Origin of the sequence: Marinifaba aquimaris, from assembly GCF_013328345.1 — a bacterium.
GTDB classification, from domain to species: domain Bacteria; phylum Pseudomonadota; class Gammaproteobacteria; order Enterobacterales; family Alteromonadaceae; genus Marinifaba; species Marinifaba aquimaris.
In genome coordinates, this window is sequence record NZ_JABULX010000016.1 from 61,765 (window position 1) to 79,130 (window position 17,366).

The 17,366-nt window shown below is 41.7% G+C and carries 17 protein-coding genes; 12 read left to right on the forward strand and 5 right to left on the reverse strand.

The window, feature by feature from the left end:
- Nucleotides 1–61: 61 nt before the first annotated feature.
- From HR060_RS11355 to HR060_RS11365, 3 genes are all read right to left on the reverse strand, one after another.
- The gene (locus tag HR060_RS11355; RefSeq protein ID WP_174200414.1) at nucleotides 62–796 is read right to left on the reverse strand and encodes a complement resistance protein TraT; all 735 of its coding nucleotides are present in this window, start codon (nucleotides 794–796) and stop codon (nucleotides 62–64) included.
- Nucleotides 797–879: 83 nt separating this feature from the next.
- Entirely contained in the window at nucleotides 880–1,563 is a 684-nt protein-coding gene (locus tag HR060_RS11360) for a response regulator (protein ID WP_174200415.1), read from the reverse strand.
- A 38-nt stretch (nucleotides 1,564–1,601) separates the two neighbouring features.
- On the reverse strand, nucleotides 1,602–3,002 hold the full coding sequence (locus HR060_RS11365) for an ATP-binding protein (protein ID WP_174200416.1): 1,401 nt from the start codon (nucleotides 3,000–3,002) through the stop codon (nucleotides 1,602–1,604).
- 252 nt (nucleotides 3,003–3,254) lie between these two features.
- On the opposite strand from HR060_RS11365, the gene HR060_RS11370 reads away from it, so the two are divergent.
- The 6 genes from HR060_RS11370 (at nucleotide 3,255) to HR060_RS11395 (ending at nucleotide 8,635) form a co-directional block, all read left to right on the forward strand.
- Nucleotides 3,255–4,646, forward strand: coding sequence for a cytochrome-c peroxidase (locus tag HR060_RS11370; RefSeq protein ID WP_174200417.1), 1,392 nt, complete (start codon nucleotides 3,255–3,257; stop codon nucleotides 4,644–4,646).
- A gap of 212 nt (nucleotides 4,647–4,858) precedes the next feature.
- A complete protein-coding gene (locus HR060_RS11375) occupies nucleotides 4,859–5,017 on the forward strand; it encodes a hypothetical protein (protein WP_174200418.1) in 159 nt (52 codons plus the stop codon).
- A gap of 248 nt (nucleotides 5,018–5,265) precedes the next feature.
- Nucleotides 5,266–6,984, forward strand: coding sequence for an acetolactate synthase 3 large subunit (locus HR060_RS11380; protein WP_174200419.1), 1,719 nt, complete (start codon nucleotides 5,266–5,268; stop codon nucleotides 6,982–6,984).
- A 2-nt stretch (nucleotides 6,985–6,986) separates the two neighbouring features.
- Complete coding sequence (gene ilvN, locus HR060_RS11385; protein ID WP_174200420.1) at nucleotides 6,987–7,484, forward strand: acetolactate synthase small subunit; 498 nt, start codon at nucleotides 6,987–6,989, stop codon at nucleotides 7,482–7,484.
- A 185-nt stretch (nucleotides 7,485–7,669) separates the two neighbouring features.
- Entirely contained in the window at nucleotides 7,670–8,182 is a 513-nt protein-coding gene (locus HR060_RS11390; RefSeq protein ID WP_174200421.1) for a DUF2058 domain-containing protein, read from the forward strand.
- A 111-nt stretch (nucleotides 8,183–8,293) separates the two neighbouring features.
- A complete protein-coding gene (locus HR060_RS11395; RefSeq protein ID WP_174200422.1) occupies nucleotides 8,294–8,635 on the forward strand; it encodes a hypothetical protein in 342 nt (113 codons plus the stop codon).
- 1 nt (nucleotide 8,636) lies between these two features.
- On the opposite strand, the gene HR060_RS11400 is transcribed toward HR060_RS11395, so the two are convergent.
- On the reverse strand, nucleotides 8,637–9,485 hold the full coding sequence (locus tag HR060_RS11400) for a fused MFS/spermidine synthase (protein ID WP_174200423.1): 849 nt from the start codon (nucleotides 9,483–9,485) through the stop codon (nucleotides 8,637–8,639).
- Nucleotides 9,478–10,638: a tRNA epoxyqueuosine(34) reductase QueG gene (gene queG, locus HR060_RS11405; protein ID WP_174200424.1), complete on the reverse strand. Its 1,161-nt coding sequence runs from the start codon at nucleotides 10,636–10,638 to the stop codon at nucleotides 9,478–9,480. Before queG ends, HR060_RS11400 begins: the two co-directional genes overlap by 8 nt.
- A 95-nt stretch (nucleotides 10,639–10,733) precedes the next feature.
- Between queG and HR060_RS11410 the strand changes: the two genes are divergently transcribed.
- From HR060_RS11410 to hfq, 6 genes are all read left to right on the forward strand, one after another.
- Complete coding sequence (locus tag HR060_RS11410) at nucleotides 10,734–12,293, forward strand: NAD(P)H-hydrate dehydratase (RefSeq protein WP_174200425.1); 1,560 nt, start codon at nucleotides 10,734–10,736, stop codon at nucleotides 12,291–12,293.
- 2 nt (nucleotides 12,294–12,295) lie between these two features.
- Complete coding sequence (gene tsaE, locus HR060_RS11415) at nucleotides 12,296–12,754, forward strand: tRNA (adenosine(37)-N6)-threonylcarbamoyltransferase complex ATPase subunit type 1 TsaE (protein ID WP_174200426.1); 459 nt, start codon at nucleotides 12,296–12,298, stop codon at nucleotides 12,752–12,754.
- 122 nt (nucleotides 12,755–12,876) lie between these two features.
- Nucleotides 12,877–14,193: an N-acetylmuramoyl-L-alanine amidase gene (locus HR060_RS11420; RefSeq protein ID WP_174200427.1), complete on the forward strand. Its 1,317-nt coding sequence runs from the start codon at nucleotides 12,877–12,879 to the stop codon at nucleotides 14,191–14,193.
- A 9-nt stretch (nucleotides 14,194–14,202) separates the two neighbouring features.
- On the forward strand, nucleotides 14,203–16,083 hold the full coding sequence (gene mutL, locus HR060_RS11425) for a DNA mismatch repair endonuclease MutL (RefSeq protein WP_174200428.1): 1,881 nt from the start codon (nucleotides 14,203–14,205) through the stop codon (nucleotides 16,081–16,083).
- A gap of 23 nt (nucleotides 16,084–16,106) precedes the next feature.
- Nucleotides 16,107–17,033, forward strand: coding sequence for a tRNA (adenosine(37)-N6)-dimethylallyltransferase MiaA (gene miaA / locus HR060_RS11430; protein WP_174200429.1), 927 nt, complete (start codon nucleotides 16,107–16,109; stop codon nucleotides 17,031–17,033).
- 73 nt (nucleotides 17,034–17,106) lie between these two features.
- On the forward strand, nucleotides 17,107–17,364 hold the full coding sequence (gene hfq, locus HR060_RS11435; protein WP_174200430.1) for an RNA chaperone Hfq: 258 nt from the start codon (nucleotides 17,107–17,109) through the stop codon (nucleotides 17,362–17,364).
- The last annotated feature ends 2 nt before the right edge of the window (nucleotides 17,365–17,366 follow it).

A 17,366-nucleotide genomic window follows, 5' to 3' on the forward strand; every position in this document is an offset into this window, starting at 1 on the left:
ATTGGGAAAGGGCAGTGAAACTCGATGATTGAAAGGCTTCAATCATCGAGTCGTTGGCCATTTAGAACAGACCCGATAAGGCTTGAGTAAGCTTTTCTTGCATTTTAACTTCAGCTTCAGCAATCACCATATTCATTTGGTTCGCAGTGATTAAAACGCGTGTTTGGTACTTTTTGCGATTCGTGGTGCTAGTGATCGTTTGCTTAGTGGTTCCACTTTCACCTTGTGATAAATGGTGTTTTGATTCATCAGTCACTATATCATTGGTTTTTTCAGATAACTGTACGTCAGTAATAGCAGTGTGATAAACATCATCAACCATGCTATCTGCGGCATAGCCTATCAGAGCAACTAAAAGTGCTGCTTTGGCGTTATCACTGCCGTCACCACCTGTTGCAGCAGAGATAGCCGCACCCGCGATAGCACCTTGAACCGCGGCAGAGCCACTCGACATTACATCTTCAAACTCTTTACCTTCAGGTGGACCCACATACCTTACGTTAGCTTGCAGCCAATAAGTTGCGAGCTCTGGGTTGTCGGTTACTTGATAACCGGCGCTAGCCAATACATTGGTAAGTGTCGGCTCAATGTTAAATTGCGCACTTTCAGAACTGTTTTTAAGTTGTAAAAATACTGTTCTTTTATCTGGGGCTACAGGGTCCAGAAAAATAGTTTGAGTCAATTTAGTGTTAATGGCTAAATCTTGCTTTTTGGTTGCAGTACCCAGTGCTGAGCAACCAGCTAATAAAATCAATATCGCGAGTAAGCAGCTAAAACGAAAACGGATATCTTTCATCTAAGGTGTCCTTGTAGAATAATTATCGTGTCTGTAGGTTTGATACGTTTAGTTTAGTCATTCAGCACAGCTGTGCTGTAACTTTATGTATCGAACGTAAATTTATAGCCAACTCCGTAAACCGACTGAATTAACTCTTGGCCGGTTTTTAAACTTTCCAGTTTTTGTCTTAGCTTTTTGATATGGCTGTCGATAGTTCGGCCACTGACAATGCGGTTATCTGGATAACAAGTTGTCATCAGTTGGTCGCGATTAAAAATTTGTCCGGGCTTTTTACTGAGTAAAGATAACATCTCAAATTCTATCGCCGTTAGATCTACACAATGTTGTTGGTATTTCGCTTGGTAACAGGTTTTATCCAATGAGAAGTCGATGTGACTGTCTGCGTGATGAGATTTTGGTGCCGTGCGCCTTAACACAGTTTTTACTCTTGCCACCACTTCTCGTGGGCTGAAAGGTTTGCAGATATAGTCATCTGCACCTAACTCCAGCCCGAGTAAACGGTCAATTTCATCTACTCTCGCTGTCACCATTAAAATGGGCACATCTGAAAATTGTCTCAGCTCTTTGCAAATGGTCATGCCGTCTTTGTTGGGTAGCATTAAATCTAAAATAATGGCATTGGGTTGGTGTTGCTGTACCCAATCAATAACCATAGCCCCATCATCTAAAATACTGACTTGGAAGTTTTGTTGTGACAGATAATCTGCGTTTAATTGCGCTAGCTTGGCTTCATCTTCGAACACTAAGACGTGTGCGTTTTCCATGGCGTACCTTTTTCATGCTTGTTGAATCAAGCTTTGTTTCATTGAGTGGGTAATTGAATACAAACCGTTAGGCCATGTGGTTGTGTCTTTTGTGCCCAAATTTGACCTTGGTGAGCATCAACTATTTGCTTACATAAGGCTAAGCCTAAACCTGAACCGCCTGTTTTTCTATTCCGCGAAGCTTCGACTCGATATAAATGTTCAAATAAATGCGTCAACTCACTTTCAGGCACACCTTGGCCGTTATCACAAAACTGGATGAGGAGTGCTTGTTTGGTCTCAGTGAGTTTAACGGTTAACTGGGTGTTGGCTCCTGCGTATTTAACTGCGTTGATAATCAAATTGTTAAACAACTGGCCAAGTCTGTCGGCATCGGCATAAACGTCTGCCGCTTTGACACTAAAATCAAAATGAAGCGTCATATTCTGTTCAGTTAATTTGGTTTGGTAGGCCTGATATTCAATATTTAACAATTCGACTATATCAATCATTTCCTTTTTGTAATTCATTCCTCCTACATCACTGGCACCCAAGGCATAAAGGTGATCAACCAAGCGCTGAAGTTGCTTGATCTCTTGTTCAAATGACTCTATTTGCGTTAAATCAAGTGGTCTGACGCCATCCAAAATCGCTTCAATCTCACCTCGCATGATGGCAATGGGGGTTCTGAGCTCATGAGATATGTTGGCAAACCAACGTTTCCTCAGGTTGTCCGTTTCACTCAACGTAATAGCGAGCTGTTCAACATCTCTGCTTAATTGGCCTAATTCATCTTTTCGTTGCAGCACTTTTTGCGCTTTGAAGTTTGCTTGGGTGAGTTGATGTAATCTGGCTGCGAGTTGCTGAATCGGTTTGGTAAAGTGACGCGCTAAAGGCAAACTCACTAAAAATGTAATGATAATTAGTGCCCCTGCAATGAAGATAAATGCCTTTTTCTGAGTCGCGAGTAAATTCGCTTCATAGCGATCGAAAAAGCGCTCTTGTCGCATCGTGACTAAATAGCCTAAGGTGACTTCACTGTTCTTGATAGCGATCCAGTTGTTGTATTGCTTAAGGTTTTTAGGACCTAAAACATGGTTTTTAGTCGCATCGTATAAGGCTATTTTCAATTTTGGCGGTGGGTGTCTATCTGGCGGCGCCCTTCTTGGCGGTTTAGCTCTGTCGTGCCTTGGTGAAAAGCCGTCGTGATCAGGGCGATGTTTTTTCCTCGGCTTACCTTTTCTTCTTTCTCTTGGGGCGGGTAATAGTTGTCTAATTTGTGTTTTGTTGTCGACGCTCCAATCAAAGGTGCGGGCAAATTTGTGTTTTTCTTGGGTGAAAGCTTGCCAGTCGCCATCACTTTGATACTGCAGGGCCAGCGCTTCAACAAATGGCTGTAATGCTTGCGCTTCTTTTTGATTGGCAAACTCAATTAAATCGCGCTTTAAATTCCAATGCATCAAAGCAAAGCTCAGAATAATTACACACGAGCTGATCACAAATAGGACAGTAAAGAGTTTATTTTGTATGCGCATAACAAATAACAGTAACTAGCTTAAATTTATCATGCGCGAGCCTTACTAATTTGTGAATCTTTTTTGTTGGAATTGCACATTGTTTGCACATTTATTCGGTTTTTCTTGCACCTTCTTAACCTAAATTAACACAAGTAAAGCCCCGTAATGGGCTGCCACGACGAGAAGGAGTCAAAAATGAAGAACAAGTTAAGCAGTATGTTTGTTTTGATGTTAGGTACCAAATTAACCTTGGCAGGGGCGGCCGAGCCTCCTCGTCCTAACCCTGAAGCAAGAAATGCTCCTGTAAATGCAGCGCAAAATGAGAATGGACAAAGACAGCGCCCAGAAAGAGATGAACGGCCAATACGACCTGAAAATCGACAAACTGGTCCTCAACCAATTAATACATTGGCAGGCGATGCACTGGATCAGCGTTTAGCGCAGGTTCTCAGTCGAGATAACTTGCGTCAAATTAATGCCAACCCCAGTGCCGTTCGAACTATTCCTTCGATTGAGGATGCTAAAGCACAGCTTGGCAAAGCGTTATTTTTTACTGACCTATTATCGGGTGAGCAAGATGTAGCTTGTGTGAGTTGCCACCACCCTATGTTAGGTGGTGCGGACCAGTTGTCACTTGCAGTGGGCGTCAAAGCGGTAGATTTATCGAATGAGCCTGCTATTGAGCTACTTGGACATGGGCGCTTTAATGGCGCTGATTTAACGAGTATGTCTGCGGTGCCTCGAAATTCTCCAACAGTGTTGAATGTTGCTTTATTTGATAATGGATTATTTTGGGATTCGAGGGTTGAAGTTCGCGGTCGAAGAGTTGAAAACACTAATGGTGTCGGCAGTGCAATTATCACACCTGACTCGGGCTTAACCAATAATGGCAATCGCCGAGCTGATGATACGTTAACAGATTCGACGAGTTTAGTGGCAGCACAAGCTCGGTTTCCGGTGACTTCGGTTGATGAAATGCGTGCTAGCTTTGCCTCAGATCAAACTAATCAACAACTTAGGTCATCTTTAGCCAGCCGTTTTGACAATTCGGATGAAAATTTTCAAACCAACTGGCCAGCATTATTTAATCAAGCATATCCTCATGGCGAGATTAGTTATGACCGCATTGCTGAAGCTTTAGCTGAGTACCAAAGGAGCATGACGTTTGTCGATAATCCTTGGTTCAACTATTTACAAGGTGATTTAACCGCTTTATCTGAGCAGCAAAAACGCGGTGCTTTGGTCTTCTTTTCTCCAAGAAATCGAGGTGGTGCTGGTTGTGTGAGATGTCACAGTGGAGATAACTTTTCAGATGAACGACACCATTTAGTGGGGTTTCCGCAAATTGGAGTAGGTAAAGGCAATAATTCGGGAAAAGTAGGTGTGGCTGATACCGCTGATTTTGGACGTGAAAACGTGACTCAAGATGCCAGAGATAGATATCACTTCAGAACACCGAGTTTATTAAATATTGCTCAAACTGCACCTTACGGCCATGCTGGTACCTATCAAACATTAGAGGAAGTTGTTTTTCATTACATCACCCCTCGTGGTGCTGTCAGTCGCTTTTCGGTGTTAACGACTTAAATACTGCAACCAGTGCCGATATTGCAGATAACTCTGCTTTTTGTCAGCTTCCACAGGTCAGTGATTACTTAGTAAAAACGACAACTCAATGCCAATCACTTTACCCAGATGCCGTTGCCAACTCTGCTGCGGCTATTGACCGTTTAGAGCAAGGTGATAACGATAACCTAGTACGTAATCCGCTGGGTCCGACTGCTGCGATAGACCAACAAATGGCGAGTGACTTAGTCGCATTTTTACACGCACTGACTGACAATTGTATTAATGACCGTGAGTGCATGGCCCCTTGGATTATTGATAGTGATGATCTCGCCACTTACCCAGATGGTTCTGCAATTATTGCTACTGATCGCCAAGCCAATGAGCTATAAAAAATATTGCGAAACTTGAACTATTTTATTCAAATTCTGGTAGAAAGATGAAAAGGTGTTTTTTTAAACACCTTTTTTTATTTTATTAAGCAAAAAAGCGATTTTGGTTATGAAAAACTACTACTTTTGGCTTTTTCTAATAAAAAATGACAAATAAGTTAAAAAACTTAGTTTATTTACGTTTTTAATCGCTTGATAAATTGCTATTCTTGCCAACAATTTTTTACAGTTTTAGAGGAACATGTATCGTGGAAATGATGTCGGGCGCCGAAATGGTGGTACGTGCACTCAAAGATGCGGGTGTTAAACATGTCTTTGGTTATCCAGGTGGTGCAGTTCTGGATATTTATGATGCTTTATTTGCTGCACCTGAATTAGAACATATTTTAGTTCGTCACGAGCAAGCAGCAGCCCATATGGCTGATGGCTACGCGCGTGCGACTGGTGAAGTGGGTACCGTACTCGTTACCTCAGGTCCTGGTGCAACTAATACTATTACGGGTATTGCAACCGCTTATATGGATTCAATCCCTATGGTGGTTTTATCAGGCCAAGTACCAACTTTTATGATTGGTGAGGATGCATTCCAAGAATGTGACATGGTGGGCTGTTCTCGTCCTATCGTAAAGCACAGCTTCTTATGTAAGAAAGCTGAAGATATTCCTGTCATGATCGCCAAGGCTTACCATATTGCTTCAACAGGTCGTCCAGGCCCTGTTGTTGTAGATATTCCAAAAGATGTGGTTAATCCAAAAGAATCTCACCCTTACGAATATCCAAAAGATGTTTCTATCCGTTCGTACAACCCAACGGTTAAGGGCCACAAGCGCCAGATCAAAAAAGCACTAGATGTACTTGCCACAGCTAAGCGCCCAGTACTTTATGTCGGTGGTGGTGCAATTGCAGCTGAATGTAGTGACAAGATCACCGCATTTGCTGAGAAGTTTAACTTACCTGTAACCAATACCCTAATGGGGTTAGGTGCGTTCCCTGGTACGCATAAGCAATGTTTAGGTATGTTAGGTATGCACGGTACATACGAAGCCAACAAAACAATGCACCACTCTGATGTGATCATTGCTTTAGGTGCACGTTTTGATGACCGTGTTACCAATAATGTTAAGAAATTCTGCCCAGACGCGACAATTTTACACGTTGATATCGATCCTGCTTCTATCTCGAAGACAATCAGTGCTGATGTACCAATTGTAGGTTCAATTGATCAAGTGTTAACGGATATCGAAGCGCATCTTGAAGTTAACCCTATTGAGTTAGACAAAGATGCAATTGACACTTGGTGGCAGCAAATTGAAGGCTGGCGTTCTCGTCAATCACTAAGCTATGAAAAGAGCGATGAAGTGATTAAGCCACAACAAGTTATTGAATCTCTATACAAAGCAACAAATGGTGAAGCTTATGTTTCATCTGATGTTGGTCAGCATCAAATGTTTGGTGCACTTTACTACCCATTTGATAAGCCACGTCGTTGGATCAATTCAGGTGGTTTAGGCACAATGGGCTTTGGTTTCCCAGCTGCTATGGGTGTTAAGGTTGCCTTACCAGATTCTGTATCTGTTTGTATTACAGGCGATGGCTCTATTCAGATGAATATTCAAGAGTTATCAACGTGTCTACAGTACGGTATTCCAGTTAAGATCATTACTTTAAATAACCAAGCTTTAGGTATGGTTCGTCAATGGCAAGACTTAATTTATCAAGGACGACACAGTGAATCGTATATGGAAGCTATTCCTGATTTTGTTAAATTAGTAGAAGCATATGGCCATGTAGGTATGCGTGTAAGTGATCCGAAAGAGCTCGATGCAGCGATGGAAAAATGTTTCGCAATGGAAGACAAGTTAGTCTTTATGGACATCATCGTTGACCAGTCAGAGCACGTTTATCCTATGCAAATTAAATTCGGTGCTATGGATGATATGTTGTTAAGTAAAACGGAGCGAAGCTAATCATGCGTCGAATTTTATCTATTGTATTAGAAAACGAGCCGGGTGCATTATCGCGAATTGTTGGTTTATTCTCACAGCGCGGTTACAACATTGATAGCTTAACGGTTGCACCAACTGATGATGAAACGCTTTCTCGTATTACGATTACTACGTATGGTGATGACCACGTTATCGAACAAATTACAAAGCAAGTAAACAAGCTTGTTGATGTATTTAAGGTTGCTGACTTAACTGACGGTGCGCATATCGAGCGTGAATTAATGTTAGTTAAATTACGTGCTGCAAGTGCGAAAACGCGTGATGAAATCAAACGCACTGCGGATATTTTCCGCGGTCAAATCGTTGATGTGACACCTAACACTTATGTTGTTCAGTTACTCGGTACAAGCGAGAAGTTAGATGCGTTTATTGATTCTGTTCGTCAAGAAACAGAAATCATTGAAACTGTGCGTTCGGGTGTATCTGGTCTTTCACGAGGCGAGAAAGCTTTGCGCATCTAATTGTTTTTCATTGATACGGCGTTATCGCGAGCTCATGTATGAATTTATACACCACACTCGCTCTGGCCTTGTCTCAATAAAAAACACTTGATGCTCAACATCTGTTTAAAATTTATTTAAAAAGGCGCTTTTTGCGCCTTTTTTGTATTAGTAAAGTATCAAATTTAACTGAAATAGAGGCGGTTATGTCTTTAAAAGATCAATTATTAAAAGCCGGTGTTATTGATAAAAAACAGGCAAAAAAGGCAAAAAAATCGAGTAAAAAATCTCGTACGCTGAAAAAAGAAATTGCAGCGGCAACCGAGCAATCTCGACAAGAACAGCAAGCTAAATCGCAAGAGAAAAATGCGCTGCTCAAAGCTGAAGCCGATCAAAAAGCGATTACTGCACAAATTAAGCAGCTGATAGAAATGAACCGAATTGATCGCAAAGGTGGTGATGTAGGTTATAACTTCACCCATGGTACTTCGATCAAAACGATTTATGTAAATGATGTTCAGCAAAAACAGTTAATAAATGGCCGTTTATCTATCGTAATGTTTGGTGAAGAGTATGAGCTAGTGGCTACTGCTGTGGCGGATAAGATAGCCCAACGCGATGAGTCGTTAGTCTTATTGTCTAATCAAGTAGATGATGCTGAGGTTGATGAAGATGATCCATATGCCGAGTTCCAAATCCCAGATGATTTGATGTGGTAAATTCAATAGCCATTAACTTCAAAGGCGTTAAGTGTGAACTTAACGCCTTTTTTATTGCCAAAATTTAAGTTATCACAAAGATTTAAGAAAACGCCAAGAAAAGGATAGAGGATGCGTATATTAGGTATTGCCTTACTATTTTTTAGTTTTGTCAGTTTCGCTGACTGTATGCAAGACATTGATGGACAAGTTCGCTGCGGAAAAGGGATGTGTGAACGCGACGAATATGGACATGTTTTTTGCGCTAAAACCCTTGAAGGTGGGGCAATGAGAAATCAAGATGGTCAGGTTGTCTGTGGGGTTGGACAATGCGTACAAACACTTGATGGTGATGTATTGTGTTCAGCCGAGAAAAACGGCGGTGCGGCTGCCGATTTAGAAGGCGAGGTAAAGTGTTCGGGTGGTTGTATCAAAGCCACGAATGCTCAATGTGATAACCGACTAGGACAATAAATTATAAATTGGGTAGTAAAGTTAGCTGGCCTAAGCTTTCTGTCAAATCCCAATCGAGTTGGGCAGATAAGGTTTTTGCATGTTGAAGTGCCAATGGGCCTTTGACAAAAGGGGATTTACTGGCGATAAAAATGATATTTCTCGTTCCTGCAATTTCTGCTATTAAGGTCCAGGGCATAACTTGGCGAATTAAGACTAAAATATTGAGTAACTGCTTGTTATCCGCGGGCAGTAAATTAATAGCAAGCACGCCCGTTGCTGATAAATTCTTTGCGATATGATGATAAAAGTCTGGGCTTTGAATGCAGCTTGGGTGGCGATTGCCCGAGAATATATCACATAAAACTAATTGGTAGTTTTGGTTTTCTTGCTGTTGGATAAATGCATCCGCACTGTTATTAATCAAGTCGATTTTACTACTAGCCGATTCAACAGCAAATTGTTTGATTGCAAGTTCAATTAATCGGTTATCTAATTCTACTGACGTTAACTTAAGCTGGTTAAAATAATAGCTAAAGAAGCGCTCAAATGCCCCTCCACCTAAACCTAGGTTTAGCACTTTTAATGTTTGATCAAATTGCACTCCCAGTAGCGCTAAGCTAGCAAGCATGATTTGTTGGTTAGTGCTTACTATTCTTTCTGCCCTTTTTAAGTCCATGATGCTAACTAAGGTTCTATCCGTACTATAGAGCCAGCGCCAATTATTGTTTTCCCTTAACGTTAAAGTATCCGATACAGCTTGAACAAAAGTCGCATCTCGTTGGCTGAGGTAAATTAGCTGATTGATATCAAACTCTGAAAAGGGGGCTACTGGCTTACCCGCTTGCAATTTAGTTGATTCTTTAGGCATCTCGTGGCAATCCCTTTTCTATCACTCTGATCAAACGTTGCTGTTGTTTTGTCATAGCTTGAGCGCGCTCTGCTTTTTCTACTTGTTGGGTCAAACTCCAATTAAAGTGTTCATCTAACATAGTTGAAAAAGCTTGGCTTTTCTCTAATTCTGCTTTTTTTTGCCTGATAGCTTCAACAATTGCAGGATTGTAATCTGCATTGCCAAGTCCGACTGATAGGTTTCTCAGCCATTTTTGATAACCAATTCTGCGGATAGGCGAGCCTTGAGTTTTATCGAGAAAGGTCTCTTCAGACCAATTAAATAACGTTAATAGATCTTGGTCTTTCAATTGGGCTCTTGGTGAAAAATCTTCTTCTTCAGTTAACGGTGCGTACCGATTCCATGGACAAATCAGCTGGCAGTCATCACATCCATAGATGCGATTGCCCATAGGTTTTCTAAATTCCTCTGCAATCGGGCCATCAAGCTCTATGGTCAAATAGGAGATACAGCGTCTTGCATCAACTTGATAAGGCTCAACAATTGCCTGTGTAGGGCATATCGTCATGCAAGCCACACAGCTGCCGCATTCTGCTGCGATTGGCTTATCAGCAGGCAAGGGTAGGTTGATAAGTAATTCACCTAAAAAGAACCAAGAGCCGGCCTCTTTGTGCAGCACAAGTGTGTGTTTTCCTACCCAGCCAATCCCCGCTTTATTAGCAAGCTCGCGTTCTAAGATAGGGGCAGAGTCGACAAAAGGACGAAAGCCAATATTGAGTTCGGTTTCTTGTTCTATTTTTTTACCAAACTGTTTTAGTTTGTTTCTTAATACCTTGTGATAGTCGCGCCCCAGTGCATATCGACTGATGTAGGCTTTGTCTTTGTTTTTTAAGGTTTTGGCAAATTGTGCATCTGCGGGCAGGTAATCAAGTCTGACACTAATTACAGATAAAGTGCCAGGGTGAAGCTCGGCTGGGCGTGCGCGCATCATGCCGTGGTTCGCCATAAATGACATGGTGCCGTGATAGCCTTTGTCTAACCAAGCTTGGAGCTCTGCTTCATGCTCGGACAGATCAATATCGCTGATGCCAACAGCTGAGAAGCCCATCTCACTTCCCCATTGTTTGATCTGTTTTGATAAATTGGCTAATTGTTCAGCATTGAGTTCCATAATCGGGTGAGCTTGATTGAGTATTAAAGGTGCTTTGCATTATTATACGAACAAATTAACTCAGCTTGTTGGCTAAATTTAATAAAAGTGGCGCCATGTCAAAATTAACTACGACTTATCTACCTCCTGAGGTCTATTTACCTACTCAGGTTAAAGAAAACGAAGCGCGTGCAGCACAAACTGCCGGTATCAAACTTTATGATCTGATGGAGCAAGCAGGAGCGGCAACTTTTTATTTATTAAAAAACATCTTTCCACATGGTGCCAAGCTTGCTGTCGTAACGGGGCCTGGTAACAATGCTGGAGATGGTTATGTCGTTGCTCGCCTGGCCGTTCAAGCTGGTTGGCAAGTTACCTTAGCGCAAATGCCTGATTGTCAAAACCTTCAATCAGATGCGGCTATGGCAGCTGAAAAATGGCAGGTATTAACCACAACAGCCGAGTTTGGACATGCAAAAACTAAAACTGCAGAATCAGTCGATTTTAGCGAGTTTGATATCATTTTGGATGCCGTTTTAGGAACGGGCGCTAACAAACATATCAAAGACGCTTGGCAGCCTATCTTTAAAAAGATAAATCAAAGTCCCGTGCTTACCGTCAGTGTAGACGTACCTTCAGGTTTAAATGCGCAAACGGGAGTGGCTTTGATGCCTGCTCAAGCGAATGCTGATGAATTTGTGATCCGCGCAGATCACACTGTGACATTTATCGCTGTTAAATCAGGGCTTGTGACTGCAGATGCAGCTGATTATGTTGGCCGTATCCACTATGCTGATCTCGGTATTGGTGACATTTTTGTTGAACAAAACACCGTTTACTACAAACGCACTGAGCTCAATTTATTACGCCACCACCTAGCAGCTCGTTCGCGAATAGCGCATAAACACGACTTTGGTCATGTCGTTTGTATTGGTGGTGATAGAGGAATGTCTGGTGCTATCAGGCTTGCAGCACAAGCTTGTTTACAAGCTGGAGCTGGGTTGGTAACCGTATTGACTCATCCGGATAACGTCATTCAAGTATCCGCTAGTTGTCCTGAATTAATGGTTCAAGGCGTAAATGGTTTAACTGATGATTTAATTCAGTTGTTAGCCAAGGCTGATGTGGTATTAGCAGGCCCTGGCATGGGGCAAAGCGGCTGGGCAAATGGCCTAATGCAGCAGTTAACTCAGGTTGATGAAAGCTCGACTTTTGACAAGCCTATGGTCGTTGATGCTGATGGGTTAAATTGGCTTGCGAGTAATCCAGTAAAAAGAGCAAATTGGATTTTAACACCGCATCTAGGTGAAGCGAGCCGACTATTAGCAGAGAATAAAGCTACGATTCATCAAGATAGGTATGCTTCGGCTACTGAGCTATGCCTGCGCTATGGTGGTGTATCCGTCTTAAAAGGGGCGGGTAGTTTAATTGCAAGTAGTCAAAAAACGTCTGTTTGTGTAGCTGGTAATCCGGGTATGGCTAGTGCAGGTATGGGCGATGTTTTATCTGGCTTATGCGCTGCAATGTTGGCCCAAGGACTCGATTTATATTCCGCGGCTCAAGTCGCAGTATGTTTGCATGCCGAAGCAGGTGATATAGCTGCTGCTAAAGGGGAGAGAGGTTTAATTGCCTCTGATTTATTGGCCCATATTCGAGAATTAATTAACGAGCATTAATCATGAGCTTAACTAAAGAATTTGAATTATTAAATGCTGATGCAACGGTTGCCTTTGGTTGTCAATTAGCTGCCGTTTTAAGCCTGCCTTGCACTGTTTATTTGGAAGGTGATTTAGGTGCGGGTAAAACCACTTTTAGCCGAGGCTTAATTCAAGCTTTGGGTCACAAGGGCAATGTGAAAAGCCCTACTTACACACTCGTTGAACCTTATTTATTAGACGAATGCCAGATTTACCACTTTGACTTGTATCGTCTTGCCGATCCAGAAGAGTTAGAATTCATGGGTATTCGCGATTACTTTACCGATGAAGCGCTTTGCTTGGTTGAATGGCCAGAAAAAGGTCAAGGCATCTTGGCTGAGCCAGATATTCTGGTTAATATGGCGTATTGTGATAAGGGGAGAATATTAAAACTCACTGCTTTATCAGCTATAGGTGAGAAAATATTACACTCGCTTTGAGATATAAGTTGTCTTGTAATACCTGCTTCGGTCAGTAATTTTAGTTATGTTCGTAAATAGACTAAGATTATATATGTTGCCAGTTGGGGAACCGGCATGAATAAAATAAAATGCGCTAATAAATGAAGAAATCAATATTCAGTTCGGTTTTCATCGTTTGCTTGCTGTTAATTAGCTTTATTGCTGAGGCAGCAAATCAGATTAATAGTGTCCGTACTTGGCCTTCTCCTGATAAAACTCGTGTGGTTTTTGAATTACAGAATAAGCCAAATTACACCCATTTCTTTTTAACTTCTCCAAACCGACTGGTTATTGATATTGCTGATACCGGCAAAAAATTTAATTTAAGTGAAGTGAAGGTCAAAGGTGACTGGATCAAAAAAATTCGCTATTCAAAACCGAAGAAAAAAGGTTGGCGACGTATTGTCCTCGATTTATCACACCCACTTGCAGCTAAGGTTTTCTCTCTACCGCCAACTGAGCCTTATGGTGACCGTCTTGTCATTGATTTAATTTCTAAAAATCTAAAACCCGCTACCCGCAGAACAGTCGAGCCCACGGGAGAGCGAGGTATCATTGTCGCGATTGATGCCGGCCATGGTGGTGAAGACCCTGGTGCTATCGGACCTTCTGGACTTTATGAAAAGAAAGTCGCATTTCAAGTAGCGAAGCGACTGGCCTCATTGGTCAACAAGCAAAAAGGTATGCAGGCTTTTATGGTGCGTACTGGTGATTATTATGTTGGTCTTAACGAAAGAACGGAAAAGGCACGAAAAGCGAAAGCTGACATTCTCATTTCTGTTCACGCAGATGCCTTTACCAGTCCAAAACCACGCGGTGCTTCTGTTTGGATGTTATCGATGAGACGTGCCAATACTGAAATAGGTCGTTGGTTAGAGAAACGAGAAAAGCACTCTGACTTACTCGGTGGTGCTGCAGAAGTTATTAACAATACTCAAAACGAAAAATATTTGGCAAAAGTACTGCTAGATATGTCGATGGAACACTCAATTGCGACCAGCTTTGAAGTTAGTCAAAATGTGGTTAATGAGTTAAAAAAAGTAACCAAACTCCATCAAAAACGCCCTCAATCAGCGAGCTTTGCTGTTTTAAAGTCACCGGATATTCCATCTATATTGGTTGAAACGGGTTTTATTTCTAATCCAAAAGAAGAGCGTTTACTCAGTCAAAAAGAGCATCAAACCAAATTGGCTACCGCCGTATTTAAAGGCGTTAATCAGTACTTCATTGCCAATCCGCCTGATGGTACTTTGTACGCTAAGTTGTACTCTCGCTCTGAGCATATTGTCAGAAGTGGAGAGTCTTTATCCGTGCTTGCTCAGCGCTACCAAGTCAGTGTGTCTGCCCTTAAAAAAGCCAATAACTTGAGAAAAGACACTTTGTTTATTGGCCAAAAGCTAACTATTCCACAAACGTAATACGATCCCATGCCTATCCAAATATTGTCGCCCCAGCTTGCAAACCAAATTGCAGCAGGTGAAGTGGTTGAACGCCCATCATCCGTCGTTAAAGAGTTATTAGAAAATAGCTTAGATGCAGGCGCGACAAAAATTGAAATCGATATTGAGAAAGGCGGAAGTCAGCGCATTCGCATCCGAGATAACGGTTCTGGGATAGATAAGGCTGAATTACATTTAGCCTTGAGTCGTCATGCAACATCTAAGGTATGTGAAATAGCGGATTTAGAAGCTATTGCGAGTTTAGGGTTCAGAGGAGAAGCGCTGGCCTCTATTAGTTCGGTTAGTCGTTTAACTTTGACCAGTAAAACGGCTGAACAAACTGAAGCTTGGCAGGCTCAAGCTGAAGGGCGCGATATGCAAGTTGAGGTTAAACCTGCAGCTCATCCCATTGGTACAACAATTGATGTGGTAGATTTATTTTTCAATACGCCAGCGAGGCGACGCTTTTTACGTACAGATAAAACAGAGTTTAATCATATTGAAGAAGTGGTTAAGCGCATTGCTTTGAGTCGCTTTGATGTGCAAATTAAGCTTAGCCACAATGGCAAAATGGTGAAGCATTTTCGATCAGCTAGTGATGATGCCGGCCAACTAAAACGCATTGCAACGGTTTGCGGTAATCAATTTACAGAGCATGTACTCTTGCTTGATTGTGAATACGATCTAGTGAAAATTCGCGGTTGGTTGGGCGAGCCTCAAGTTGCCAGGCAACAAAGAGATATTCAGTATTGTTACGTTAATGGCCGTATGATGCGCGATAAGCTGGTCAATCACGCTATTCGACAAGCCTATGAAAGCCGAATAAGTACCGAGCAGCACGCTGCCTATGTTTTATTTATCGAAGTTGACCCGAAACAAGTTGATGTCAATGTGCATCCTGCCAAACACGAAGTGAGGTTTCACCAAGCTAGATTGATTCACGATTATATTTATCAGGCGATTCACTCGGCCTTAAATCAACAGCTGGTCGAGTTGTCTGAAAATTTACACAATCAAAATGATTTTAGTTTTGATCAAGAAACCGGTGAATGCTTTTCTAAAGATGATCACCAAGTACACTTGTACTCAGGACAACAGGCTCCGAGTTTGTTCGAAAGAGAAATTGCCGAAGCGCCAGCAAATGGTTACCAACCCAGTTTTCGCTCGCAGAGCCATTCAAGCGCCTCTAATTCATCTGTTACACCAAGTGTCCACAGTCAAATAGAGCATTATTCTGAATTAGTATCACCGGTAAAAAACACTGAGCCTTTGGCTGAATTAGCTAAAGTAAAATCGGCAACCACTTTTTCTGAACAAGATGCTGATAATGCAGTTTTGAGTTTATTACCGCCATCACAAATATTGTTTAAACATCAGCAAAAGCTGTTTATGTTATCTCAATCAGCATTTTTGCAAATGATGTTACAAGCTAAACTGAAGTTCACTTGGTCAGAACCTGCTGCCAAAGCTCAGCCGTTACTTTTACCGGTTGCGATTAAAGTTGATCAAGCATTATTGAACCAGTTTCAACTTGCCCAGGGCTTGTTATCTGGATTAAATTTTACTGTTTCTATTCCTACTCCCAATACGCTCGTTATCCAAAAAGTACCTGCAATATTTAGGGAAACAAATTTAGCGAAAGTAATACCTAACTGGCTACAAAGCCTTGATAAGGCAGATGTTGATGGTCAAGAATATCCAGAAGCCGCGATGAATAAGCTCATTTCAGTGAGCCTCTCTAGTCAAGAAGAGCTTACATGGCAGGACGTTATTTCTGAGGTAAAAGACTATAATCAAATATCTGAGCAAGATTTTTGTTATCATGCCGCCCAATTTGCGACTGAGCTACCATATCAGCGCTTTATTTGAGCCAAGTTTTAGGGTTTTAAATCATGCAACAGCCTGCTTCTCCCCAAGCAATTTTTCTCATGGGGCCAACTGCATCTGGTAAAACGTCATTAGCGATAGATTTATGCCAGAACCTTCCATGTGACATTATCAGTGTAGATTCTGCCAATGTTTATAAAGGTATGGATATAGGTACGGCAAAACCGAGTGCAGCAGAGCAGGCGCAGGCACCGCACGCACTCATTGATTTTCTCGACCCTAGTGACGTTTACTCTGCTGCCGATTTTAGAAAAGATGCACTGGAATTGATGAAAACGAGTATCGATAAAGGACGTATTCCGTTACTTGTAGGCGGTACTATGCTGTATTACAAGGCACTTCTTGAAGGGCTGAATGAGTTACCTGCTGCAGATAATGCTATTAGGGAGCAGTTACAAGCTGAAGCGGCAGAAATTGGTTGGCAAGGCATGCATAAAAAGTTGCTGGAAATAGACCCAGTTTCTGCACAGCGAATTAATGAAAATGACCAACAAAGAATTAATCGAGCTTTGGAGGTTTATCGTATTTCTGGCAAAACGATGACAGAACTAACTGAAAAACAAGGTGAACCTTTGCCTTATTCTGTCGTCCAATTTGCCATTACACCAACAGATCGCAAGGTACTGCATCAACGTATTGAGCAAAGATTCGATATCATGTTAGAACAAGGTTTTGAGCAAGAAGTCAGAGATTTGTACAACCGAGGTGATTTGAATCCAGATATGCCATCGATACGTTGTGTAGGTTATCGTCAAATGTGGGATTACATCGATGGCCAAATTGATTTCGATGAAATGCGCTTTAAAGGCGTTGCAGCGACTCGCCAATTAGCTAAACGTCAGTTAACGTGGTTACGCGGCTGGCAAAACGTAAAATGGTTAGAAAGCGAAAATAATCAGAATTTGGCTAGCGTTTTACATTTGTTTACCTAAAATTTGTTTGGAAGTTAGTGATTTAGCACTATATTAAACAATATAGACCTAATAAAAATAATAAGGAGCCACCATGGCTAAAGGACAATCTCTACAAGACCCATTCTTAAATGCTCTACGTCGTGAGCGTATCCCTGTATCTATCTACCTAGTAAATGGTATTAAGTTACAAGGTCAGGTGGAGTCTTTTGATCAGTTCGTAATTCTATTAAAAAATACGGTATCGCAAATGGTTTATAAACATGCGATCTCAACTGTGGTACCATCTCGCCCATTCCAAACTAATCCGAATACAGCACCTGTTGGTGTTGAAGGTAACATTGCTGAATAAAT